Origin of the sequence: Pseudomonas sp. B21-036 (assembly GCF_024748925.1) — a bacterium.
Classification (GTDB): Bacteria; Pseudomonadota; Gammaproteobacteria; order Pseudomonadales; family Pseudomonadaceae; genus Aquipseudomonas; species Aquipseudomonas palmensis.
Genome location: NZ_CP087178.1, coordinates 5,463,901 through 5,486,100, shown reverse-complemented (window position 1 = coordinate 5,486,100; position 22,200 = coordinate 5,463,901). Strand labels below are relative to the sequence as shown.

General features: G+C 65.1%; 22 protein-coding genes and 2 pseudogenes. 15 read left to right on the top strand and 9 right to left on the bottom strand.

The window, feature by feature from the left end; all coding sequences use genetic code 11:
- Positions 1 to 35 precede the first annotated feature (35 nt).
- Positions 36 to 1,430 carry an argininosuccinate lyase gene (argH, locus tag LOY33_RS25025; RefSeq protein WP_043863368.1) on the bottom strand — a complete coding sequence of 465 codons (1,395 nt, stop codon included), beginning with the start codon at positions 1,428 to 1,430 and terminating at the stop codon, positions 36 to 38.
- 218 nt (positions 1,431 to 1,648) lie between these two features.
- Here argH and LOY33_RS25020 point away from each other — a divergent pair.
- The 8 genes and pseudogenes from LOY33_RS25020 to LOY33_RS24985 all read left to right on the top strand — a co-directional run.
- Positions 1,649 to 1,756: pseudogene (locus LOY33_RS25020) on the top strand (sensor histidine kinase); the annotation flags it as partial.
- A complete protein-coding gene (locus tag LOY33_RS25015; protein WP_043863369.1) occupies positions 1,753 to 2,499 on the top strand; it encodes a LytTR family DNA-binding domain-containing protein in 747 nt (248 codons plus the stop codon). The pseudogene LOY33_RS25020 and the gene LOY33_RS25015, both read left to right, overlap by 4 nt.
- Positions 2,500 to 2,616: 117 nt before the next feature.
- Positions 2,617 to 3,558: a hydroxymethylbilane synthase gene (gene hemC / locus LOY33_RS25010; RefSeq protein WP_258660450.1), complete on the top strand. Its 942-nt coding sequence runs from the start codon at positions 2,617 to 2,619 to the stop codon at positions 3,556 to 3,558.
- The gene (locus LOY33_RS25005; protein ID WP_258660448.1) at positions 3,555 to 4,322 is read left to right on the top strand and encodes a uroporphyrinogen-III synthase; all 768 of its coding nucleotides are present in this window, start codon (positions 3,555 to 3,557) and stop codon (positions 4,320 to 4,322) included. Before hemC ends, LOY33_RS25005 begins: the two co-directional genes overlap by 4 nt.
- A 46-nt stretch (positions 4,323 to 4,368) precedes the next feature.
- A complete protein-coding gene (locus LOY33_RS25000; protein WP_043863372.1) occupies positions 4,369 to 5,502 on the top strand; it encodes a uroporphyrinogen-III C-methyltransferase in 1,134 nt (377 codons plus the stop codon).
- On the top strand, positions 5,499 to 6,737 hold the full coding sequence (locus LOY33_RS24995) for a heme biosynthesis HemY N-terminal domain-containing protein (RefSeq protein WP_058541740.1): 1,239 nt from the start codon (positions 5,499 to 5,501) through the stop codon (positions 6,735 to 6,737). The genes LOY33_RS25000 and LOY33_RS24995 overlap by 4 nt, the downstream gene beginning before the upstream one ends.
- Positions 6,738 to 6,947: 210 nt before the next feature.
- A complete protein-coding gene (locus LOY33_RS24990; RefSeq protein WP_043863374.1) occupies positions 6,948 to 7,469 on the top strand; it encodes a disulfide bond formation protein B in 522 nt (173 codons plus the stop codon).
- Between the two features lie 232 nt (positions 7,470 to 7,701).
- Positions 7,702 to 8,172 carry an Rsd/AlgQ family anti-sigma factor gene (locus LOY33_RS24985; protein ID WP_043863375.1) on the top strand — a complete coding sequence of 157 codons (471 nt, stop codon included), beginning with the start codon at positions 7,702 to 7,704 and terminating at the stop codon, positions 8,170 to 8,172.
- 25 nt (positions 8,173 to 8,197) lie between these two features.
- Here LOY33_RS24985 and LOY33_RS24980 read toward each other — a convergent pair whose 3' ends face one another.
- Positions 8,198 to 8,863: an FKBP-type peptidyl-prolyl cis-trans isomerase gene (locus LOY33_RS24980; protein WP_258660445.1), complete on the bottom strand. Its 666-nt coding sequence runs from the start codon at positions 8,861 to 8,863 to the stop codon at positions 8,198 to 8,200.
- 227 nt (positions 8,864 to 9,090) lie between these two features.
- Between LOY33_RS24980 and LOY33_RS24975 the strand changes: the two genes are divergently transcribed.
- Positions 9,091 to 10,050 carry an AlgP family protein gene (locus tag LOY33_RS24975; RefSeq protein ID WP_258660443.1) on the top strand — a complete coding sequence of 320 codons (960 nt, stop codon included), beginning with the start codon at positions 9,091 to 9,093 and terminating at the stop codon, positions 10,048 to 10,050.
- On the opposite strand, the gene LOY33_RS24970 is transcribed toward LOY33_RS24975, so the two are convergent.
- A complete protein-coding gene (locus tag LOY33_RS24970; RefSeq protein ID WP_058541743.1) occupies positions 10,026 to 10,502 on the bottom strand; it encodes a TIGR02444 family protein in 477 nt (158 codons plus the stop codon). The genes LOY33_RS24975 and LOY33_RS24970 overlap by 25 nt on opposite strands.
- A 50-nt stretch (positions 10,503 to 10,552) precedes the next feature.
- Between LOY33_RS24970 and LOY33_RS24965 the strand changes: the two genes are divergently transcribed.
- The 3 genes from LOY33_RS24965 (at position 10,553) to LOY33_RS24955 (ending at position 13,768) form a co-directional block, all read left to right on the top strand.
- Positions 10,553 to 12,463, top strand: a complete 1,911-nt coding sequence (locus LOY33_RS24965) for an ATP-binding cassette domain-containing protein (RefSeq protein WP_043863378.1) — start codon at positions 10,553 to 10,555, stop codon at positions 12,461 to 12,463.
- A complete protein-coding gene (locus LOY33_RS24960) occupies positions 12,463 to 13,050 on the top strand; it encodes a mechanosensitive ion channel family protein (protein ID WP_043863379.1) in 588 nt (195 codons plus the stop codon). Before LOY33_RS24965 ends, LOY33_RS24960 begins: the two co-directional genes overlap by 1 nt.
- An 85-nt stretch (positions 13,051 to 13,135) precedes the next feature.
- The gene (locus LOY33_RS24955; protein WP_043863380.1) at positions 13,136 to 13,768 is read left to right on the top strand and encodes a LysE family transporter; all 633 of its coding nucleotides are present in this window, start codon (positions 13,136 to 13,138) and stop codon (positions 13,766 to 13,768) included.
- A gap of 123 nt (positions 13,769 to 13,891) precedes the next feature.
- On the opposite strand, the gene LOY33_RS24950 is transcribed toward LOY33_RS24955, so the two are convergent.
- Genes LOY33_RS24950 through LOY33_RS24935 form a run of 4 tightly spaced genes read right to left on the bottom strand, consistent with a single transcriptional unit; the run spans position 13,892 to position 17,033 of the window.
- Positions 13,892 to 14,632 (bottom strand): hypothetical protein, encoded by a 741-nt coding sequence (locus LOY33_RS24950; protein ID WP_043863381.1) that lies wholly within the window; start codon positions 14,630 to 14,632, stop codon positions 13,892 to 13,894.
- Positions 14,633 to 14,635: 3 nt separating this feature from the next.
- Positions 14,636 to 15,223, bottom strand: a complete 588-nt coding sequence (lpoB, locus tag LOY33_RS24945) for a penicillin-binding protein activator LpoB (protein ID WP_043863467.1) — start codon at positions 15,221 to 15,223, stop codon at positions 14,636 to 14,638.
- A 29-nt stretch (positions 15,224 to 15,252) separates the two neighbouring features.
- On the bottom strand, positions 15,253 to 15,627 hold the full coding sequence (locus tag LOY33_RS24940; protein WP_043863382.1) for a YcfL family protein: 375 nt from the start codon (positions 15,625 to 15,627) through the stop codon (positions 15,253 to 15,255).
- A gap of 14 nt (positions 15,628 to 15,641) precedes the next feature.
- Positions 15,642 to 17,033: a COG3014 family protein gene (locus tag LOY33_RS24935; protein ID WP_054915494.1), complete on the bottom strand. Its 1,392-nt coding sequence runs from the start codon at positions 17,031 to 17,033 to the stop codon at positions 15,642 to 15,644.
- A gap of 434 nt (positions 17,034 to 17,467) precedes the next feature.
- Here LOY33_RS24935 and LOY33_RS24930 point away from each other — a divergent pair.
- Together LOY33_RS24930 and LOY33_RS24925 are read left to right on the top strand one after the other, a co-directional pair.
- Positions 17,468 to 18,985: pseudogene (locus LOY33_RS24930) on the top strand (FTR1 family protein); the annotation flags it as partial.
- Positions 18,986 to 19,083: 98 nt separating this feature from the next.
- Positions 19,084 to 19,545: a YaiI/YqxD family protein gene (locus LOY33_RS24925; protein ID WP_043863384.1), complete on the top strand. Its 462-nt coding sequence runs from the start codon at positions 19,084 to 19,086 to the stop codon at positions 19,543 to 19,545.
- 4 nt (positions 19,546 to 19,549) lie between these two features.
- On the opposite strand, the gene elbB is transcribed toward LOY33_RS24925, so the two are convergent.
- Together elbB and LOY33_RS24915 are read right to left on the bottom strand one after the other, a co-directional pair.
- On the bottom strand, positions 19,550 to 20,218 hold the full coding sequence (gene elbB / locus LOY33_RS24920; protein WP_043863385.1) for an isoprenoid biosynthesis glyoxalase ElbB: 669 nt from the start codon (positions 20,216 to 20,218) through the stop codon (positions 19,550 to 19,552).
- A gap of 116 nt (positions 20,219 to 20,334) precedes the next feature.
- The gene (locus LOY33_RS24915) at positions 20,335 to 20,976 is read right to left on the bottom strand and encodes a DedA family protein (RefSeq protein WP_088514618.1); all 642 of its coding nucleotides are present in this window, start codon (positions 20,974 to 20,976) and stop codon (positions 20,335 to 20,337) included.
- 207 nt (positions 20,977 to 21,183) lie between these two features.
- Here LOY33_RS24915 and hemB point away from each other — a divergent pair, with 207 nt between their 5' ends.
- A complete protein-coding gene (gene hemB / locus LOY33_RS24910) occupies positions 21,184 to 22,194 on the top strand; it encodes a porphobilinogen synthase (RefSeq protein WP_043863387.1) in 1,011 nt (336 codons plus the stop codon).
- Positions 22,195 to 22,200 lie beyond the last annotated feature (6 nt).

Sequence of the window (22,200 nt, the reverse complement as noted above, 5' to 3'; positions counted from 1 at the left end):
GCAGCCAGGCCCGCCAGGCGGGCCTGGCGAATGCCTCAGCGGCTGGCCAGCAGCGCCTGGCCGCGGGCCACGGCTGCACGTACCTGGGCCGGTGCGGTGCCGCCGATGTGGTTGCGCGCGTTCACCGAGCCTTCCAGGGTCAGCACGGCAAACACGTCCTGCTCGATCTGGTCGCTGAACTGGCGCAGTTCGTCCAGGCTCATCTCGGCCAGGTCCTTGCCGGTGTCCACGCCGTACTTCACCGCGTGGCCGACGATCTCGTGGCAATCACGGAACGGCAGGCCGCGGCGTACCAGGTAATCAGCCAGGTCGGTGGCGGTGGAGAACCCGCGCAGCGCGGCTTCGCGCATGATCGCGTGCTTTGGCTTGATCGCCGGGATCATGTCGGCAAATGCCCGCAGCGAATCGCGCAGGGTATCGGCGGCATCGAACAGCGGTTCCTTGTCTTCCTGGTTGTCCTTGTTGTAGGCCAGCGGCTGGCCCTTCATCAGGGTCAGCAGGCCGGTCAGGGCGCCGAACACGCGGCCGGTCTTGCCGCGTACCAGCTCGGGGACGTCGGGGTTCTTTTTCTGCGGCATGATCGAGCTGCCGGTGCAGAAGCGGTCCGGCAGGTCGATGAACTGGAACTGCGCGCTGGTCCACAGCACCAGCTCTTCGGAAAAGCGCGACAGGTGCATCATCGCGATACTGGCCGCCGCGCAGAATTCGATGGCGAAGTCACGGTCGGACACGCCGTCCAGCGAGTTGCCGCCCACCGCTTCGAAGCCCAGCAGCGAGCAGGTCAGTTCACGGTCGATCGGGTAGGTGGTACCGGCCAGTGCGGCGCTGCCCAACGGCATGCGGTTGGTGCGCTTGCGGCAGTCCACCAGGCGCTCGTAGTCGCGGCTGAGCATTTCGAACCAGGCCAGCAGATGATGCCCGAAGGTCACCGGCTGCGCGGTCTGCAGGTGGGTGAAGCCCGGCATGATGGTGTCGGCTTCGCGCTCGGCCTGCTCCAGCAGGCCTTTTTGCAGGCGGGTGATCTCGGCCAGGATCAGGTCGATCTCGTCGCGCAGCCACAGGCGGATGTCGGTGGCCACCTGGTCGTTGCGGCTGCGCCCGGTGTGCAGCTTCTTGCCGGTGATGCCGATGCGGTCGGTCAGGCGTGCCTCGATGTTCATGTGCACGTCTTCGAGGTCGATGCGCCAGTCGAAGTTGCCGGCCTCGATTTCGCCCTGGATGGTGGTCAGGCCGTCGATGATGCTGTCGCGCTCGGCATCGGTGAGCACGCCGACCTTGGCCAGCATGGTGGCGTGGGCGATCGAACCCATGATGTCGTGGCGGTACAGGCGCTGGTCGAAGGTGACGGAGGCGGTGAAGCGGGCGACGAAGGCGTCGACCGGCTCGCTGAAACGGCCGCCCCAGGACTGGTTGGTCTTGTCGGTGCTCATGGATTCACTCGTGTAAGGCGTGAACGGAAAAAGTGGCGCAGATGATAGCAGGGTTGCCGGGGCTCACGGGGCTCGGCGGTCGGCGCAACTGCGGGTTTGTGTCGCAGCCGGGGGCCACGACAGGGGCGATGCAAAAGGATATTTATCGATTGAACGGCAGCGTGCCTGCAACCGTCTACAGTTGGACAGAGGATTGGCAGGTTTCGCCCTCCCAGTGAATCTTTAGCCCTCGTGCGAGTCTGAGCGTGGATCGCCGTGACGGTCGTCACTTCACCTGTCTACGCTATCCTTGTGCGAGACTCACGCAGGAATCCAGCGCTATATGAATGTCCTGATCGTTGATGACGAACCCCAAGCCCGGGAACGCCTGAGCCGAATGCTCGGCGAGCTGGAGGGCTATACCGTGCTGGAGCCCAGCGCCACCAATGGCGAAGAGGCCCTGGCATTGATCGACAGCCTCAAGCCCGAGGTGGTCCTGCTCGACATCCGCATGCCCGGCATGGACGGGCTGCAGGTGGCGGCCCGGTTGTGCGAGCGCGAAGCGCCACCGGCCGTGGTGTTCTGTACGGGGGATGACGAATTCACCGTGCAGGCGTTCAAGGACAGCACCCTGGGCCATCTGCTCAAGCCGGTTCAGGCCGATGCCCTGCGCGACGCGCTGCGCAAGGCCGAGCGCCCGAACCGCGTGCAGCTGGCGGCGCTGACCCGCCCCGGCGCCGAAAGCGGCAACGGGCCGCGCAGCCACATCAGCGCCAGGACCCGCAAGGGCATCGAGCTGATTCCCATCGACCAGGTGATCTACTTCATCGCCGATCACAAGTACGTGACCTTGCGTCATGAGGGCGGCGAGGTGCTGCTGGACGAACCGCTCAAGGCTCTGGAAGACGAGTTCGGCGAGCGCTTCGTGCGTATCCACCGCAACGCGCTGGTGGCCCGCGACCGTATCGAACGCCTGCAGCGCACGCCGCTGGGGCATTTCCAGCTTTTTCTCAAGGGCCTCAATGGCGATGCCCTGATTGTCAGCCGCCGCCATGTGGCCGGCGTACGCAAGATGATGCAGCAGCTTTAGGGCGGGGCGGGAGCACTGCTTGACCAGGGACGGTCGACCCCTCCACTGACATAGATCTGCTAGCAGCCCGGATTGAGCTGTTATCATCCCGCGCATCTATCTCGTACGGATCGATCCATGTCCACTCGTGAAATCCGCATTGCCACGCGCAAAAGTGCCCTTGCCCTGTGGCAGGCCGACTATGTAAAAGCCCGCCTCGAACAGGCACACCCCGGCCTGGTGGTGACCCTGGTGCCGATGGTCAGCCGCGGCGACAAGCTGCTCGACGCGCCACTGTCGAAGATCGGCGGCAAGGGCCTGTTCGTCAAGGAGCTGGAAACCGCGCTGCTGGAGCAGGAAGCCGACATCGCCGTGCACTCGATGAAAGACGTGCCGATGGACTTCCCCGAAGGCCTGGGCCTGTTCTGCATCTGCGAACGCGAAGACCCGCGCGATGCCTTTGTCTCCAACACCTATGCCAGCCTCGATGCACTGCCGGCAGGCGCCATTGTCGGCACCTCCAGCCTGCGTCGCCAGGCGCAGTTGCTGACCCGCCGCCCCGACCTCGAGATCCGCTTCCTGCGCGGCAACGTCAACACCCGCCTGGCCAAGCTCGATGCCGGCGAGTACGACGCGATCATCCTGGCGGCTGCCGGTTTGATCCGCCTCGGTTTCGAAGACCGCATCACCGCCAGCATCAGCGTCGACGACAGCCTGCCAGCCGGTGGCCAGGGCGCGGTAGGCATCGAGTGCCGCACCACCGACGCCGAAATCCATGCCTTGCTCGCGCCGCTGCACCACGCCGATACGGCTGACCGCGTGGTGGCCGAACGGGCCATGAACAAGCACCTCAACGGCGGCTGCCAGGTACCGATCGCCTGTTACGCCGTGCTCGAGGGCGAGCAGCTGTGGTTGCGCGGCCTGGTGGGCGAGCCGGCCGGTGGCCTGTTGCTCAGCGCCGAGGCACGTGCACCGCGCGCAGACGCGGATGCACTGGGTGTACGCGTCGCCGAAGACCTGCTGAACCAGGGCGCCGAAGACATTCTCAAGGCGGTGTATGGCGAGGCCGGCCACCCGTGAACGGCTGGCGCCTGCTGCTGACCCGGCCGGCCGACGACTGCGCGGCACTGGCCGCGACCCTGGCCCAGGCCGGGGTGTTCGGCAGCAGCCTGCCGCTGCTCGAGATCGAAGCGCTGCCGGTGACCGATGCGCAGCGCAGCACCGTGCTCGGCCTGGCCGACTATGCTGCGGTCATCGTGGTCAGCAAGCCGGCAGCCCGGCTCGGCCTGGCCCTGCTCGACCAGTACTGGCCCCGCACGCCGGCCCTGCCGTGGTTCACGGTGGGGGCGGCTACCGCCGCGATCCTGCAGGCCCATGGCTGCGAAGTGCACTTCCCGCCACAGGGGGATGACAGCGAAGCCCTGCTGCAGCTGACCCGGCTGAAGGAAGTTTCCGCACAGCCCCAGCCGCGCTTTCTGATCATGCGCGGCGAAGACGGTCGCGAGCTGTTGGCCGAGCGATTGACCGCGCAGGGTGCTAGTGTCGATTATCTGCCCCTGTACCGCCGCTGCCTGCCCGAGTACCCGGTCGGCACGCTGATGCGACGCATCGATGCGGAACGCCTGAACGGCGTGGTGGTCAGCAGTGGGCAGGGTCTTGAACACCTGCGCCAGCTGGCTGGCAGCGACTGGTCGCGACTGGCCGCGTGGCCGCTGTTCGTGCCGAGCCCGCGTGTTGCCGAGCAGGCCCGCGCCGCTGGCGCACAGAATGTAGTGGATTGCCGTGGTGCCAGTGCCACGGCTTTGCTGGCGGCGTTGCAGGAAACCCCTGCGCCCGCCTCCTAAGGCGCTAAGCTGTCTGGCGAGGTGCCCCAATGCAAAGGATGGATACGTGAGCGAAACTGCCTTGCCCAACGATGATCTGCAGCCGGCGCCAGAAGCGCCCGCGCAAACGCCCGCCGCCCCTGCCAAGCGGGCCGGCACCGGTCTGGCACTGTTCGCCCTGCTGCTGGGTGCGGCAGGTGTCGCAATCGGTGGCTGGGGTGTCTGGCAGGTGCGCCACCTGCAGGGCGCCAACCAGCTCCAGAGCGAACAATTGCAGGCCTTGAATGCCCAGGCCCAGGCCTTGCAGCAGGGCGAGCAGCGACTGTCGTCACGCCTGGCCGACCTGCCACCGGCCGCCGAGCTCGAAGAGCGCCGGCGCCTGGTGGCGCAATTGCAGGGCGACCAGCAACGTCTGAGCCAGCGCCTGGAGACCGTGCTCGGTGCCAGCCGCAAGGACTGGCGCCTGGCCGAGGCCGAGCACCTGCTGCGCCTGGCCAGCCTGCGCCTGTCGGCATTGCAGGACATCACCAGCGCTCGGGCGCTGGTCGAAGGCGCCGACCAGATCCTGCGCGAGCAGAGCGACCCGGCCTCGTTCGCTGCCCGCGAACAGCTGGCACGCAGCCTGGCCACCCTGAACAGCGTCAAGCAACCGGACCGCACCGGGCTGTTCCTCAAGCTGGCCGCGCTGCGCGAGCAGGTAGTGCAGCTCACCGCCATGGCCCCCGAATTCGAAGAAGGCGGCGAACCGCTGTTCGGCCTGGCTGCCGACGGCGACGGTGCCAGCCGCTGGTCACAGTGGTGGGCGCAGCTGTCGCGCTACTTCCGTATCGATTTCAATGCCGACAAGAACGTTAAGCCGTTGCTGGCCGGCCAGGCCCTGAACCAGGTGCGCCTGGCCCTGAGCCTGACCCTGGAGCAGGCGCAGTGGGCCGCGCTCAACGGCGAGCCGAAGGTCTATGCCCAGGCGCTGGATGAAGCGCGCAGCGTGCTGCTGGCCAACTTCAACCACGACAACGAGCAGAGCCAGTCGATGCTCGAACAGCTCAACGCGGTGGCGAACGAGCCGGTGTCGGTAGTGACGCCGGACCTGGCCGACAGCCTCGGTGCGGTCCAGGCCTACCTCGAGCGTCGCCACCTGCCCGCCGAAGAATCGATCACGCGCCAGCCGGCGGCACAAGGTCATGAGGAGGGCACCCCATGAAACGTGCCTACCTGTGGGTGGTGGTGGCGATCGTCGCCGCGACCCTGCTGGGTATCGCCGTGGCCCGGCATAGCGGGTACGTGCTGATCGCCTACGACAGCTTCCGCTACGAGTCGAGCCTGTGGGCGACCCTGGCCCTGCTGCTGGCCGTGGTGCTCGTGGTGCTGATGGTGCGCTTCGTGCTGGGCCTGGTGTTCACCTCGGGCGGGGTGGTCAACCCATGGTCGCGGCGCAACCGCAGCCGGCGTACACGCCTGGCCATCGAGCAGGGGCAACTGGACCTGGCCGAGGGCCGCTGGGCCAGTGCGCAGCGCCATCTGCATCGCGCTGCCGAGGCCGAACGCCAGCCGCTGCTCTATTACCTCGGGGCGGCCCGCGCTGCCAACGAACTGGGGCGCACCGAGGACAGCGACAACCTGCTGGAACGTGCCCTGGAACGCCAGCCGCAAGCCGAGCTGGCCATCGCCCTGACCCACGCGCAGTTGCAGGTCGACCGCGGTGACACCGAGGCAGCGTTGGTGACCCTGCAGGCGATGCACGAGCGCCACCCGCACAACGTGCAGGTGCTGCGCCAGTTGCAGCGTCTGTACCAGCAGCGTGGCGACTGGAGCGCGGTGATCCGCCTGCTGCCGGAGCTGCGCAAGGACAAGGTGTTGTCTGCCGCGGAACTGGCCGAGCTGGAGCGGCGGGCCTGGGGCGAAAACCTGAGCCTGGCCGCACGCCGCGAGCAGGACGACCAGACCGCACAGCAGTCCCTTGAACGTGCCTGGCAGCAACTGACCTCGGCACAACGCCAGGAGCCGCAACTGGTGCTGGCGTATGCCGAGCAACTGCGCCAGCTGGGCGCCGAAAGCGACGCCGAGAAGGTCCTGCGTACGGCCCTGCAGCGCGAATACGAAAGCCACCTGGCCCGGCTGTACGGGCTGGTGCGAGGCGGCGACCCGGCGCGTCAGTTGCAGACGGCCGAGGGCTGGCTCAAGCAGCACCCGGACGATCCCAGCCTGTTGCTGACCCTGGGTCGTCTGAGCCTGCAGAATCGTCTGTGGGGCAAGGCGCGCGACTACTTCGAAGACAGCCTGCGCCGGCAGCGCAACCCTGAGGCCTGCGCCGAGCTGGCCCGTCTGCTGGCCGGCCTGGGCGACACCGAGCGCAGCAACCAGCTGTTTCAGGAGGGCCTGGGCCTGTTGGATGAGCGCCTGCTGGCCTTGCCTCTGCCTGAAGCCGTCCGGGCCTGACGTCGTACGGGTTTAGCCCCAGGTTAAACCCGTACTGTTTGGCTGGTTGCGGGGGTGGGTAACTTTTCGCTGAGTTACAGAGGAAATATCCACCTCAACTCTTCGACACTTCCCTTATGTTTCAGCGATTTATCGCGCCTGTCGTGCCTTGAAACAAGGCTCGATTTTCCTCTACCGTTGTTACATGTCTTTCCCGCACCTGGACTTGCCATGCCATTGGCCTGTTTGCGCTCATTGTTCTCCCTGGCTTTCGTCGCGTCGTTACTGATTCTCGCCGGTGCGTTTTACCTCGAATTCACCAAAGGGCTGGTGCCTTGCCCGCTGTGCCAGAGCCAGCGTGTATTGCTGGTTGTGTTTGCCGGTGTCTGCCTGGCCGCGCGCCTGCATGCACCGGGTCAGCCGGGTGCGCGTCGCTATGCGGCTGCGGCGTTGGGCCTGGCGCTGGGGGGCGGCTTGCTGGCGGTGCGCCAGATCTGGTTGCAGGGCAGCGGGGTGGCGGCGGGTGAGGCCTGCTCGATGCCCCTCGGTGCGCTCATCGAGCAAGGCAGCCTTGCCGACGTGCTGCACGCCATGCTGCTCGGTTCGGCCGATTGCGCTTCGATCACCTGGAGCTTTCTGGACCTGAGCCTGCCGGAGTGGAGCCTCCTGGCCTTCCTGCTGCTGGCGGCGCTGGCGTTGGCGCGGCTGCTGTACGTGCAGCCAGCGGCCACGGGCAAGTCATTGAAACCCTGACGCTTGCCGGCGGGGGCCAGGCAATCGACCGATGGCCGCGGGTGCGGCGATTAAACACTTGTATGAAACTTGTCGCCTGCGTACCTTGAAGGCAAGGGCGCGCGGGAATAATCTCCCTTGCACGCATACCCAAAACACTGCTGCTCGATGCCGTTCTGCTGCTTTCTCCCTTTGTTGTGCATACCTCGCACGACGGGGCGCAGCGGCATGACCCAGAAGGGAAGACACCGCCATGTTAGATAGTTGTCAGAATGCTCAGGAACGCTGGGGTGGGGTTCACAAGCTGATTGACCGCTGGCTGGACGAGCGGGCCGAACTGGTCACGGCCTTTCGCGCATTGCGCGATGCCAAACCGGCCTTTGCGGACAAGGACAAGAACCTCGGCTTCTGCGCGATACTGGTCGATTACGTCTCCGCCTGGCACTTCGAGGTCAGTGAGCAGTTGGTGGCTGAAGCCAAGGCGTTCGGAGATGACAAGGGCCTGGAACTGGCGAAGCAGATCAGCCCTCGTATCAGTGCCATTACCGATATCGCGTCGGCTTTCAACGATCACTGCGACAAGGGCAACTGTACCGACCAGGAGCGCTTCGCCAAGAAGCTCAGCGAGCTGGGCAGCCTGCTCCACGAGCGCTTCGAGCTTGAGGATTGCCTGATCGAAGTGCTGCACAACGCGCACAAGGAAGAAGAGGCCGTCCAGGCCTGATCCCTGTCTCCTCCGTTGCCGACATTCAGTCGGCAACCCCCAGTAGTTCGATCTCGAAGATCAGTGGCGTGAATGGCGGAATCAGATCGCCTGCGCCATCGGCTCCGTAGGACTTGGCCGACGGAATCACCACACGCCATTTCGCCCCGACAGCCATCTGTGGCAACGCCACCTGCCAGCCCTCGATCACACTCTTGAGGCTGAACCACTGCGGTTGTTCGCTCTGGTCGAACACGCTGCCATCGGGCAGCTTGCCGACGTAGCGTACCTGCACCCGGCCATCGGCCCTGGGTGAGGCACCATTGCCCTTGACCAGTTCGGTCACCAGTACGCCTTCGGGTAGTTCTCGTACTCCGGCACGGGCGCGTTCGGTGGCCATGTAACGGGTTTCCACCGCCATCAGCATTTCCACCTGCGACTGCTCGGCGGCCTCGCTGGCCTGGGCCTCGTGCTGGCTGAGAATCGCTTCGCGCCGTGCCTGGCTGATTGCCAGGGGCTTGTTCGCGTAGGCCTGTTGCAACCCCTGGATCAAGGCATCGAGCTCCAGCTCGGGCATCTCGTTGCGCAACCGTTCACCCAGGCTGGCGCCGACGCTATAGGACAGGTCGTGAGCACTTGCCGGTGGCTCGGTGGTGTCTGCGAATGCGCAGGGCAGGGCGAGCAGCAAGGGCAGTAACAGGTAGCGTGGCACAGGCTCACTCCAGGTGGTTTGAGTGCATGGTGAGGGCCGGATGAATCTTTGCATAGAGCAAATTCCGACAGCCTTTTTAACAGCATCTACACTTGTGCGCAGCTGCAGCCATAACAACTTTGCCCAGGCATGCAACGCGGCGTCCTACTTACTGTCAACATGCCCTAGCGGCGGTAGCAGCAGAAGGTCTAGTATGAGCCGCATTCTCGTCAGCCAGGAGGTAAGCCATGTCGGCCAGTAAGAAGCCAGTCAGTACGCCATTACACCTGCTACATCAACTCTCGGGCAGTTTGCTCGAGCATCTGGAAAGTGCCTGCTCGCAAGCACTGGCTGATGCTGAAAAACTGTTGGCCAAGTTGGAAAAACAACGGGGCAAGGCGCAGGAAAAACTTCACAAGTCGCGTCTCAAACTTCAGGACGCTGCGGTCGCCGGCAAGAACAAGGCGCAGAACAAGGCCAAGGGCGCCGTAGGCGAACTGGAAACCCTGCTCGATTCGCTCAAGGATCGCCAGTCGCAAACCCGCCTGTACATCGTGCAGCTCAAGCGTGATGCGCAGGAAAGCCTGAAGCTCGCCCAAGGCGTCGGCAAGGTGCAGGAAGCAGCGTCCAAGGCCCTGACCTCGCGTTCGGCCAAGGCTGCTCCGGTAGCGGCCAAGTCGGCCACCAAGGCCCCGGCCCGCAAGGCTGCAGCCAAGCCAGCCGCTACCAAAGCCGCCGCCAAGCCAGCGGCCAAAACTGCCGCGGCCAAGCCAGCCGCGGCCAAGCCAGCTGCCAAACCTGCAGCCGCCAAGGCTCCGGCAAGGTCTGCTGCCAAACCCGCAGCCGCCAAGGCCCCCGCCAAGCCAGCTGCCAAACCTGCCGCTGCCAAGGCCTCCGCCAAGCCAGCTGCCAAACCTGCCGCTGCCAAGGCGCCCGCCAAGCCAGCTGCCAAACCTGCTGCGGCCAAGGCGCCTGCCAAACCTGCAGCCGCCAAGCCAGCTGCCAAACCCGCCGCTGCCAAGGCTCCGGCCAAGCCAGCTGCCAAGCCTGCTGCTGCCAAGGCCCCTGCCAAGCCCGCCGCCAAACCCGCTGCTGCCAAACCGGCGACTTCGGCACCTGCTGCGGCCACCACAGCCGCACCTGCTGCTTCGCCTGCCGCTGCACCCGTGACGACCCCAGTGACTCAGTCGCCCTCGACTGCTTCCTGATCCGCCACCGCCACGACGCGCAGCACCTGCAGCGCGTCGTGGTGCCGGGTGCCCTGGGGGGCCAGCACGGCCAGCCAGTCACCTGCCACACCCTGATTCATCCAGCCTTCGCTAGCCTGTTGCAGACGCGCCAGCAATGTTCGCTCCGCCTCCAGTTCCAGTGCCTTGACCTGCTCGCGCAAGTGCGTCAGCTGCGGGTCGTGCTGCGCGTCTGCACGCCATTGGCGGCGCAGTTGACGCAGCGGTGTCACCACATGCTGCTGCCAGGCAGCGGCCAGCTGTTGCAGGTGCTGTACGCGCTCGGGGGTCACCCCGGCCCTGCCGGCTTCAAGCCACGCCCCGCACAGCAGAAGGCACACATCGGCCCCTTCGTCCTGCAAGGCCAGGCAGGCAGCCTCCACGCCCGGCCGGGCATACAGGTGCAGAGCGAAATTCCACAGGTCGGTGTGCATGGTCCTACTCGCGCCAGTTGCCATCGAAGCTGGTAGACTCCGCGGCCATTATGATCAGACTTTCGAACCTCACTTTACAGCGTGGTCCCCAGCGCCTGCTAGAAGGCGCCGAGTTGACCCTGCACGCCGGCCAGAAAGCCGGCCTGATCGGTGCCAACGGCGCCGGCAAATCCAGCCTGTTCGCCTTGCTGCGCGGTGAGCTCACGCCCGATTCGGGCGAATGCCAGCTGCCCGGCGACTGGCGCATCGCGCACATGCGCCAGGAGGTCGATACCCTCGATCGCCTGGCGGTGGACTACGTGCTCGATGGCGACGTGCGCCTGCGCGAGGTACAGGCTGCGCTCGCAGCCGCCGAGGCCGCGCACGACAACAATGCATTGGCCCGCCTGCATGTGGAGCTCGACAGCGCCGACGGTTATACCGCCGATGCCCGCGCCCGCAAGCTGCTGGCCGGCCTGGGCTTCAGCAACGAACAGATGGACCGGCGCGTCGGCGACTTCTCCGGCGGCTGGCGCATGCGCCTGAACCTAGCCCAGGCACTGATGTGCCCCAGCGACCTGCTGCTGCTCGACGAGCCCACCAACCACCTGGACCTGGATGCGATCCTGTGGCTTGAAGACTGGCTCAAGAGCTACCCCGGCACGCTGCTGCTGATTTCCCACGACCGCGATTTCCTGGATGCGGTGGTCGACCACGTGGCACACGTGGAACAGTGCAAGCTGACCCTCTACCGCGGCGGCTACAGCGCCTTCGAGCGCGCCCGTGCCGAACGCCTGGCGCAACAGCAGCAGGCGTACGAGAAGCAGCAGGCGCAACGCGCCCACATGGAAAAGTACATCGCCCGGTTCAAGGCCCAGGCCACCAAGGCGCGCCAGGCACAAAGCCGCATCAAGGCACTGGAGCGCATGGAGGAGCTTTCGGCGGCGCATGTCGACTCGCCGTTCGACTTCACCTTCCGCGAGTCCGAGAAGATCTCCAGCCCGCTGCTCGACCTTGCCGAAGCCCGCCTGGGCTATGGCGAAAAGACCGTGCTGGAGAAGGTCAAGCTGCAGCTCACCCCGGGTGCGCGCATCGGCCTGCTGGGCCCCAACGGCGCCGGCAAGTCGACCCTGATCAAGAACCTGGCCGGCGAGCTGGAGCCGCTGGCCGGACGCCTGGTGCGCGGCGAGAACCTGGTGGTGGGCTACTTTGCCCAGCACCAGCTCGATTCGCTGGACAGCAAGGCCAGCCCCCTGCTGCACCTGCAGCGCCTGGCCCCCACCGAGCGCGAGCAGACCCTGCGCGACTTCCTCGGCGGTTTCGATTTTCGCGGTGCGCGCATCGACGAGCCGGTGCTGAACTTCTCCGGCGGCGAAAAGGCCCGCCTGGCCCTGGCGCTGATTGCCTGGGAGCGGCCCAACCTGCTGCTGCTCGACGAACCGACCAACCACCTGGACCTGGAGATGCGCCTGGCACTGACCATGGCCCTGCAGGAGTTCAGTGGCGCGGTACTGGTGGTGTCCCACGACCGTCACCTGCTCAAGAGCACCACCGACGACTTCCTGCTGGTGGCAGACGGCAAGGTCGAGACCTTCGATGGCGACCTCGACGACTACACCCGCTGGCTGGTCGAGTATCGTCAGCGCAATGCCCCGGTCAGCACCACACCGGTCAACCCCGACAAGACCGACAAGAAGGCCCAGCGCCAGGCTGCGGCGGCGTTGCGCCAGCAACTGGCCCCGCACAAGCGCCAGGCCGACAAGCTCGAAGCCGAGCTGGCCAAGTTGCATGAAGAGCTGGCCGGGGTCGATGCCAGCCTGAGCGACAGCGCGCTGTATGAAGCGGCGCGCAAGGACGAGCTGCGCGAGCTGCTGGCCCGCCAGGCCAAGCTGAAGGTGCGCGAAGGCGAGCTGGAAGAAGCCTGGATGCAAGCGCTCGAAGTGCTTGAAAGCATGCAGGCCGAGCTGGAGGCGTTGTCCTGATGGAGTCGATGCAGGGATTGCTGCCGGTCGAGTGGATCGGCCCCTTCTGGATGGGCCTGCAGATACTGCTGATCCTGGTCGCGGCGTACCTGCTGCAACGCCTGGTGGCGCGCTGCCTGACTCGCCTGAGCGAGCGTTACCCGTTGCCGCCGGAGCTGATGGTGCCGCTGCGCGGCGGCTTGCGCTGGCTGATCATGGGCAGCGCGCTGATCTTCGTGCTGGAGCGCCTGGGTGTTTCGGCCACGGTGCTGTGGACGGCCCTGTCGGGCTTTGTCGCGGTGGCGGCGGTGGCCTTCTTCGCGATGTGGAGCGTACTGTCCAACCTGCTCTGCGCGGTGCTGATCTTCACCGTGGGGCCGTTTCGCATCGGCGACGTTGTCGAGCTGGTCGAGACCCTCGACAAGCCGGGGGTCAAGGGCCGCGTGACCGCGATCAACCTGCTGTTCACCACCCTGGTCGAACTGCCCGAGGCGGGCGGCGCACTGGTGCAGGTGCCCAACAGCCAGTTCTTCCAGAAGAGCGTGCGCCGCTGGCGCGGTTCGGACGGCCTGGCCGTGGTAAGCGAAAGCCCGAAACCCGGGGCCTGAACACCGGCTGCAAAAAAATGTGGTGATTTTTTCAGCGGCGCATTAGCGTGGAACCCTTGAACAAGGGTCCGGGCCGAGGTGTGTGATGTCGCTGGAAACGTGGTTGGCTTTTTTTGCTGCCTGTTGGGTAATCAGTCTTTCGCCGGGGGCGGGGGCCATTGCGTCCATGTCCTGCGGTCTGCAGTACGGCTTCTGGCGCGGCTACTGGAACGCGCTGGGCCTGCAGTTGGGGCTGGTGATGCAGATCGCGATCATTGCCGCCGGCGTGGGCGCGGTACTCGCTGCCTCGGCTACCGCGTTCCAGGTCATCAAATGGTTTGGCGTTGCCTACCTGATCTACCTGGCCGTGAAACAGTGGCGAGCGCTGCCGGCAGACCTGGCCGACGACTCGACGGTACGCCCCATCGGCAAGCCGCTGAGCCTGGTGTTCCGTGGTTTTCTGGTCAACGTCAGCAACCCCAAGGCGCTGATCTTCATGCTTGCGGTGCTGCCGCAGTTCATCAATCCGCATGCCGAGCTGCTGCCGCAGTACCTGACGATCGCCGGCACCATGGTGGCGGTGGACCTGCTGGTGATGGCGGGTTATACCGGGTTGGCGGCGCGGGTGCTGCGCCTGTTGCGCACACCCCGGCAGCAGCGGCGCATGAACCGCACGTTTGCCGGGTTGTTCCTGGGTGCGGCGACATTGCTGGCGACCATTCGCCGGGCGCCGGTCTAAGACCGGAAGGCTGCGCATTCCATCGCGGGTCACCACTGTTCTTGTGGGAGCCGGCGTTGCCGGCGAAGAGGCCAGCACAGACACCCAATAAAAAAGGCGACCCGAAGGTCGCCTTTTGCATGCTCAGCGCAAGATCTGCGCCGGCTCATCCGGCGGCAGGTTGTTGCGCATCGGCGCACGTTCCTGATCCGGCATCACACCCACCAGCTGCTCCTTGAGCTGTCTGGCCACATCCATGCCCAGTTCCTTGGACACTTCACGCACCACCCGCGGACGGTTCAGGCTGACCCGCACGTCCTGGCTGTTCACCAGCTTGGTGTCCTGGCCTTCACCCATGGCGGTGAACGCCGAGGTGATCTCGTAGGTACGGGTGTTGATCAGGCTGAAATCGGCCACCAGGGTCAGGCCCAGGATCGCCGAGTAGCTGTTGGTGTTGTCGATCGAGGTGATATCGCGCTGGAAGTCGATATCCGACAGGGTGCCGAACAGTACGTAGTCGGCGCCCTTGTAGTTGCCCGCCTTGATCCGCGCGATCACGTCATACACGTCCTGCTTGGCCTTGGCCGTGTACGGCGTGCCCTGCACCAGCTGGAACATGCCGGACTTGAGGATCTCGCCCTTGATGTCACCGCTGAACTTGCGCAGCTCGGTCTGCTCGATGTAGCTCTGGCTGCTTTCGAACTCGCTGTAGCTGGACGACGCGTTGGCGTGGTACATGCTCGCATTCGAGTTGCTGCTCGCCGAGACCATGTGGATGTACTGCTCCACGCGCTCCTGATAAGCCAGGTCGGTGACCGCTACCTTGGGGGCCGCTTGCACGCCGAACGCGCAAGCCAGGCCGATGATGCCCATCCATGCACGCATTGCTTAGCGCTCCGTGGTCTTGCGGATTTCTTTTTCGTCCATCCACTCGGCCAGGCCGCTTTCCACGTCGATCAGCTGCAGGCTGAACTTGTAGAACACGTCCTTGTAGTCGCTGCTGCGCTTGACGATCGAGCTGATCGACCCTTCCAGGCGGTATTTGGCAGCGATCATGTTGCCGGTCTTGGCCACGGTGTTCTTCTTGTACAGGCCGCTCTGGTTCTGCAGCTTGAGCTGGTCGACCTGGCTCTGCATCTGGTTGTTGTCGCTGGCGAAGCGGGCGGTGCCGGTCTTCATCAGCTGGGTCTTGATCGAGGTGGTGATCTCGCGGGTATCGATGTACTCGCTGGTCTTGTTCTTCACGTCGTAGACCTGAACCACCGGACGGCCCTGCAGGATGCCGGACTGGGCCAGCGAGCGGGTCATGCTTTCGGCGATCATCTGCAGGTCGGTGGAACCGAACTCGTTGGTGACCAGTTCAACGGCCTTGCTGTCGCCGTAGCCAATGTTCTTGCCGCCCAGTACAGGGGAGTTGTTGGCGCAGCCGCTGGCCAGCGCGACCACTACGGCCAGCAGGGAAAAACGAGCGAACATCATGTTGAGCATCTCCTGAAAATTGAAAATTACTGGGCCTGGACTTCAATGCGGAAGTCAGTGGCCTGGGGGACCGGGGCAATCGCTGGCAGTACGGTGGACTGCGAGCCGTACAGGCTCAGGGTCTTCCAGCTTTCTTCGCTGGCGACCGGGAAGCCGTCGTTGCCCAGCCAGGCAAAGCGATAGAACATCGTCTTGTTGCTGCGGCTGGTGTTGGTCAGCGAGACCTTGACGGTCATGAAGCCGTTTTCGCGGGCAACCCGCATCGGGCCGATATCGATGTTGCTCAGTTTGCCCATCACGACCACCTTGCTGGCGGCGCTGCCCGGTGCGGGCGGTGGTGGGGTGGCGCAGCCGGCCAGCAGGGTGGCGGTGGCGAGCGCGGCGAGAAGCTTGAGGCGCATGGCGATTCCTTGGCTTACTTGAGGCTGGCGACGGCGGCGGCCGGCGCAGGCTGGGTGACTTGCAGGGCCGGGCCACCGGCGTAGACGCGGTTGCCCACGACGCGCAGGGCCACGACCTGATAGGGGCGATCGATCTTCACGGCGATCTTGCTGCCGCCCAGGTTCGACGGCAGGCTCAGCTGGTGCTCGCCCTGGGCCAGGCGCACGCGGGCAACCAGGGTGTCGTCCGGCAGGGTGCGCCAGGTGCGGGTGTCGGCGCCTTCGGTGACGGCCGAGGCGATGCCCACGGCCAGACCAGCCAGCGGGTTGACGTCGTTGAGCTGCTTTTGCGCCACGCCACGGGTGATGGCGCGCACGCTGGTGCGCAGGATGATGCCTGGCATGTCGTCACGCAGCGCGCGGCGCGACATGGCGGTGGTGCTGTTGAGCGCGGTCAGCGAGAGCGTCTTGTCGTTCAGGTAGATCTCGCTGAAGTGCGCGGTGGAGGTGTCTTCCTTGATGATCGGGAACGACAGCGGGGTGATCACCAGATTGCCGCTGATTGGCAGGGGCAGGGGGATGCGCACCGAGTCGCGGGCCGGCGCCAGGCCGCTCTGCACCACGATCAGCACGTCGCTGTCGGCGCCCTTGGCGGCAGGCTTGTCGAGGTCGAGCAGCGCACGCTCGAGCAGCGCGGTGTTCGGGCGCAGTTCGGCCGCCTTGCGGTAGCCCGGTGCAGCCAGGCCTTTTTCGCCCAGTGCCTCGTATACGTAGCCGGACAGGTAGTGGCTGAACGCACTCTGGTAGCTGTTCTTCAGGCCGACCACTTCAGGCGCGTCCAGGGCGGCCACCGGGTAGCCCTGCAGGTCCTTGTACTCGGTCTTGACGCCTTCCTTCTCGGCCTCTTCTTCGCGCTTGAGGTATTCCTTGTCGCGCAGCTCGGCGATCACGGCCTCACGCTCGTGGGTTTTCTTGATTTCGGTGCGGGCACCGTCGAAATCATTCTGCGCCAGCAGGTTCAGGGCCATCTGGGTGGTCAGCATGACTTTTTCGTAGTCGTAGCCTTCGTAGCGGCGCACCTTGTCGTTGACAAGGTAGCTGCCGAACTGGCTCAGGTACTTGGCGGTGTCCAGCTTCACCGACTCTTCCCACTTGAACACCACGCTATCGGCTTCGCGCCAGGCATCCTGGCTGCCGCTCAGGTCGCCCTTGGAGCGCAGCAGTTCGCCTTTCTCGAAGTAGTAGAGAAGGTCCTTGTCCTCACCCTTGTTGTTCTTTTCCAGCAGGGCCAGGGCCGCGTCGACGTTGCCGCTGGCCAGCTGCTGGTTGGTTTCCTGGAGTTCGCTATCGTAGCTGCGAAACGCTGCGCAGCCCGTCAGTTGGACGATCGCGCACAGCGTGGCGACGGTGAGGACACGGGAGGCCATCTTGAATCTCTTCCCTGAAAAGTGACATTAGGCGCCGGCGAGTGGCGGTGATCCCTTTGGACGCTAGTTCCAAATCCTCTTAGCAGAGGAGCCTGTATTTCCATTCGCTATAACGAAAGGCGCGGCATTATAGACGCAATGACTGGCTAATTAATGGCCTTGTGCTTCATTTTTTCTTGGATGTGCCAGTAGTCACATTTCCCGTGTGGTGTAGGAATAAGTCGATTCCCGGGGTAGGAGATAAACTTGTTTCAAAATTTTTCATGAAACTTCCGGGTGGTGCTTGAGCCGGCGCAAGTGGAAGTGAACAATGCAATCCTCCTCATTCCTGTTCGAGATTGGCTCCCATGACGCCCCGCCCCCGTGTGTTCGCCTGGCTGCTAGGGCCGCTGCTGGCCCTGGGCAGTGCCTTGAGCAGTGCCGCGCCGCTAGCGCCGGTGATTACCCCGGACCCGGCCCGCGGTGCACCGCTGTACGCCCAGCACTGTTCGGTGTGCCACGGTGACGGCGGCGCCGGCGATGGGCCTGCGGGGTTGGGGCTGGAACCACCGCCGGGCGATCTGCGCCAGGCGGCGCGGCTCGACACCCTGAGCCTGGCCGAGCTGTACCGGGTGATGGAGCAGGGCATCGAGGGCAGTGACATGCCGGCGTTCGCCGACCAGCTCGACGAGCGCCAGCGCTGGGATGTGGCCAGCTACATTGCCGGCTTCAGCGCCGAGCCTGGTGCTGTGCAGGCCGACCGGCGCTTCAGCCTGGCCGAGCTGGCGCAGCTCACCCCGGCGCAGGTGCGTGACTCCCAGGGTGGCGAGGCGGCGGCCGCCTTTCGTGCCCAGCGCGCCAAGCCGCCAGCGGCGCAACGCGGCCCTGGCCAACTGATCGACTACACCGCCACCACCCTCGAACAGAGCCTGGCCGCCTATCGTGCCGGCGACCACGAGCAGGCCTACGACCTGTCGGTGGCGGCGTACCTGGAGGGCTTCGAGCTGGTGGAAAGCGCCCTGGACAACGTCGATGCCAACCTGCGCAAGAACACCGAAAAGGCCCTGATGGCCTACCGCCAGGGGTTGCAGGACGGCTTGCCGGTGGAGCAGGTGACGCAACGCCTGGCGGCGGCCAAGGCCGAGCTCGAAGCATCGGCCAAGCTGCTGGGTGGCGATGGCCTGAGCTGGTCGCTGAGCTTCATCTCCGGCCTGCTGATTCTGCTGCGCGAGGGGCTGGAGGCAATCCTGGTGCTGGCGGCGATTCTGGCCTTCCTGCGCAATACCGGGCAGCAGTCGGCAGTGCGCAGCGTCAACGTGGGGTGGGCGCTGGCGTTGGTGGCGGGCTTTGCCACCTGGGCACTGGCTGCCTACGTGATCGACGTGGGGGGCGCACAGCGTGAACTGCTGGAGGGCTGCACCGCCCTGTTCGCCTGCGTGATGGTGCTGTGGCTGGGGGTGTGGATGCACGACCGGCGCCATGCGGCGGCCTGGCAGGACTACATCAAAAGCAGCCTGGTGGGGGGCGGCGGCCGCTTCGGCTTTGCCGTGCTGGCGTTCTTTTCGGTTTACCGCGAACTGTTCGAGGTGATCCTGTTCTACGAAACCCTGTGGCTGCAGGCCGGGCCTGCGGCGCACGATGCGGTGCTGGCCGGCGGGGCGACGGCGCTGGTGCTGCTGGTGGGGCTGGCGTGGGTGATTCTGCGCGGGTCGGCGAAGTTGCCGCTGTCGCTGTTCTTCAGCATCAACGCGGCGCTGCTGTGCGCGTTGTCGGTGGTGTTCGCCGGGCATGGGGTGAAGGCGTTGCAGGAGGCGGGGGTGTTCGGTACGCGGCCGGTGCCGTTCTTCGACTTCGACTGGCTCGGGATTCATGCCGATGCGTATTCGCTGGCCGCGCAGGCGTTGGCGCTGGTGGCCATTGCAGTGTTGTACGGGCGCAGCTGGCTGGCAGGGCGGCGGGTTTCGGTGCACTGATCGAGGGCCCCTGCGCTGGCTTGTCGGCGAATGCTGCAACGCCGCGCCAATGCAGGGATACTGTGCCCCTTGTTCTTTTTGCGGTGGATAACCCAACCATGCGTGTCTGGATCGACGCCGATGCCTGCCCCAAGGCGGCCAAGGACCAACTGGTCAAATTTGCCCTCAAGCGCCAGTTCGAGGTGGTGCTGGTCGCCGGTCAGGGCCAGATCAAGCCGGCCTTTGCCTGCGTCAGGCTCATCGTGGTGCCCAGTGGGCCGGATGCTGCCGACGACTACCTGGTGGAACACGCCGTGCCCGGCGAGTTGGTGATCTGCAGCGATGTGCCGCTGGCCGATCGGCTGGTCAAGAAGGGGGTGGCCGCGCTCGATCCGCGTGGCCGCGAATTCGACGAGCGCAACATGGGCGAGCGGCTGGCGGTGCGCAACCTGTTCACCGACCTGCGCGAGCAGGGCCAGGTCGGTGGTGGGCAGGCGCCCTACGGCGAGCGTGAGAAACAGGCCTTCGCCAATGCGCTGGACCGTATTCTCACGCGGTTGGCACGCGCCTACCCGCAGTGATGCCTCAGTCGGCCTCGTGGGTCAGTTCCAGCACCCGGTCGACCAGCTTGTAGATCCCGCCCGCCGCCTCGCCGATGCTCTGCGCCAGCATGTAGGCGGGGGTGCTGACCAGCTTGCGCTGAGTGTCTTCGACGATGTCGTGCACATCGCATTCTTCATGGGTGCCGCCCATCTTGACCACGGCCGCGCTGGTGTCGGCATCGTTGCCGATGGTGCAGACCACGCCTGGCCCGTAGATCTTGGCCGCCAGGGCCGGCGAAATGCAGATCAGGCCCACCGGCTTGCCCGCTTCGGCGAAGGCTTCGGCCAGTGCGAGCACATCGGGGTTGACCGAGCATTTGTCGCCTTCCACGGCGAAGTTGGAGAGGTTTTTCGCAGCGCCGAAGCCACCGGGCACGATCAGTGCGTCGAAGTCGTCCGCATTCGCTTCACGCAGGTCCTTGACCTCGCCGCGGGCAATGCGCGCCGACTCCACCAGCACGTTGCGCGTTTCGGGCATCTCTTCGCCGGTAAGGTGGTTGATCACATGCATCTGCGCGATGTTCGGTGCAAAGCACTGCACCTGGGCGCCACGCTGGTCAAGGCGCAGCAGGGTGATGACGCTCTCGTGAATTTCGGCACCGTCGTACACACCGCAACCGGAAAGGATCACCGCAACTTTTTTCTTGGTCATGCTCACTACTCCCGTTCAAGGCGCTAAATGTCCCCTGATTTGGCCATTCTCGCCAGGCTCTCTACATAGATCGCAATGCAGGGGGAGTGTTCAGTCGTGAGAGCGAGCAGCCAGGCCTATGGCCGGTCGCCACCTTCGCCAGGGTGCTGCTCCCGGGCCTGGGCCCGCGCCTGTTCGGCCTGGGCCTCGGCGGCTTCCTGGCGGGCAATGCGCGCGGCCTTGAAGCGCCGGCGCAGCCACAGCAGGGCGCCCAGTACCACCAGGGCACCGAGTACCCACAGCTCGTACTTCTTCACGTTGCCCAGCAGCCCTTCGAGGATGGCGCCGAAGTGGTAGGCGGCCGCGCCCAGGGCCAGTGCCCATACTGCGGCACCGATGCCGTTGAGCAGCAGGTAGCGGCGCGGCGGGTAGCCGGACAGGCCGATGGCCACGGGCATCACCGTGCGCAGGCCGTAGACGAAACGGAAACTCAGCACCCAGATGTCGGGGTGGCGGCGGATGTGCTCCAGCGCACGGTCCCCCATCATCTGCCAGCGCGGCTTGCGCGCCAGCAGCTTGCGCCCGTGACGACGCCCCATGAAGTACCACAGCTGGTCGCCGGCATAGCTGCCGAAGAAGGCAACCAGCACCACCATGTTGATATCCATGTAGCCACGGAACGCAAGAAATCCGGCGAGAACCAGTATGGTCTCACCTTCAAAAAAGGTGCCTAGAAAAAGGGCAAAATAGCCGAAATCCTGCAGGAATTGTTCAAGCATTTTCTGGGTGCTGGCGAAATGAACGCGCAGCCTACCCCCTGGGAGGCTTTAGGGAAAGTGTCCAAATGTGTCTCGACGTGAACATTTCCTACAAGGAGAATGAATGCGTCCATAAGTCGCAGGGTTGCCTCAGGTCGTCATACGGGCGTCATAATGGTTGCTTATAACTGTCGCGCTCGCCCGCCTGCGCGGGCTCAGGAGTCTGCCGTGAGCTTTACCCCCGCTAACCGTTTGTTTCCTGCCACTCGCCTGCGTCGCAACCGCCGTGACGACTTTTCCCGTCGCCTGGTGCGCGAAACCACACTGACTGTTGACGACCTGATCCTGCCGGTGTTCGTGCTGGACGGCGAAAACCGTCGCGAGGAAGTCGCCTCGATGCCGGGCGTGGAGCGCCTGAGCATCGACCTGCTGCTGCAGGCCGCCGAGGAGTGGGTGAAGCTGGGTATTCCGGCGCTGGCCCTGTTCCCGGTGACCCCGCTGGACAGGAAGTCGCTGGATGGCGCCGAAGCCTACAACCCGGACGGTATTGCCCAGCGCGCCACCCGCGCCCTGCGCGACCGCTTCCCGGAGCTGGGGGTGATCACCGACGTGGCACTGGACCCGTTCACCACCCACGGCCAGGACGGTATCCTCGACGAGGAAGGCTACGTCCAGAACGACATCACCGTCGACGCCCTGGTGCGCCAGGCGCTGTCGCATGCCGAGGCCGGCGCCCAGGTGGTGGCCCCGTCGGACATGATGGACGGGCGGATCCAGGCGATCCGTGAAGCCCTGGAGCTGGCCGGTCATGTCAACGTGCGCATCATGGCCTACTCGGCCAAGTATGCCAGCGCCTACTACGGCCCGTTCCGCGACGCGGTCGGCTCGGCGCTGAACCTGGGCAAGGCCAACAAGGCCTCGTACCAGATGGACCCGGCCAACACCAACGAGGCCCTGCACGAAGTGGCCGCCGACCTGTCCGAAGGCGCCGACATGGTAATGGTCAAGCCAGGCATGCCGTATCTGGATATCCTTGCGCGGGTCAAGGACGAGTTCAAGGTGCCGACCTTCGTCTACCAGGTCAGTGGCGAGTACGCGATGCACATGGCCGCGATCCAGAACGGCTGGCTCTCGGAAGGGGTTATCCTCGAATCCCTCACCGCTTTCAAACGGGCGGGCGCCGACGGCATCCTGACCTATTTCGCTGTTCGCGCCGCACAATTGATGAGAGGGCAGTAACGCCCT

Coding starts and splice junctions, on each gene's coding strand:
- lpoB (WP_043863467.1), bottom strand. CDS start 15,223: ATGTTCGCTCGTTTTTCCCTGCTGGCCGTAGTGGTCGCGCTGGCCAGC.
- LOY33_RS24915 (WP_088514618.1), bottom strand. CDS start 20,976: ATGCTTGAACAATTCCTGCAGGATTTCGGCTATTTTGCCCTTTTTCTA.
- LOY33_RS24975 (WP_258660443.1), top strand. CDS start 9,091: ATGTCGGCCAGTAAGAAGCCAGTCAGTACGCCATTACACCTGCTACAT.
- LOY33_RS24955 (WP_043863380.1), top strand. CDS start 13,136: ATGTCGCTGGAAACGTGGTTGGCTTTTTTTGCTGCCTGTTGGGTAATC.
- LOY33_RS24935 (WP_054915494.1), bottom strand. CDS start 17,033: ATGGCCTCCCGTGTCCTCACCGTCGCCACGCTGTGCGCGATCGTCCAA.
- elbB (WP_043863385.1), bottom strand. CDS start 20,218: ATGACCAAGAAAAAAGTTGCGGTGATCCTTTCCGGTTGCGGTGTGTAC.
- LOY33_RS24995 (WP_058541740.1), top strand. CDS start 5,499: ATGAAACGTGCCTACCTGTGGGTGGTGGTGGCGATCGTCGCCGCGACC.
- LOY33_RS24960 (WP_043863379.1), top strand. CDS start 12,463: ATGGAGTCGATGCAGGGATTGCTGCCGGTCGAGTGGATCGGCCCCTTC.
- LOY33_RS24985 (WP_043863375.1), top strand. CDS start 7,702: ATGTTAGATAGTTGTCAGAATGCTCAGGAACGCTGGGGTGGGGTTCAC.
- LOY33_RS24970 (WP_058541743.1), bottom strand. CDS start 10,502: ATGCACACCGACCTGTGGAATTTCGCTCTGCACCTGTATGCCCGGCCG.
- argH (WP_043863368.1), bottom strand. CDS start 1,430: ATGAGCACCGACAAGACCAACCAGTCCTGGGGCGGCCGTTTCAGCGAG.
- LOY33_RS24965 (WP_043863378.1), top strand. CDS start 10,553: ATGATCAGACTTTCGAACCTCACTTTACAGCGTGGTCCCCAGCGCCTG.
- LOY33_RS25015 (WP_043863369.1), top strand. CDS start 1,753: ATGAATGTCCTGATCGTTGATGACGAACCCCAAGCCCGGGAACGCCTG.
- hemC (WP_258660450.1), top strand. CDS start 2,617: ATGTCCACTCGTGAAATCCGCATTGCCACGCGCAAAAGTGCCCTTGCC.
- LOY33_RS24990 (WP_043863374.1), top strand. CDS start 6,948: ATGCCATTGGCCTGTTTGCGCTCATTGTTCTCCCTGGCTTTCGTCGCG.
- LOY33_RS24950 (WP_043863381.1), bottom strand. CDS start 14,632: ATGCGTGCATGGATGGGCATCATCGGCCTGGCTTGCGCGTTCGGCGTG.
- LOY33_RS24940 (WP_043863382.1), bottom strand. CDS start 15,627: ATGCGCCTCAAGCTTCTCGCCGCGCTCGCCACCGCCACCCTGCTGGCC.
- LOY33_RS24925 (WP_043863384.1), top strand. CDS start 19,084: ATGCGTGTCTGGATCGACGCCGATGCCTGCCCCAAGGCGGCCAAGGAC.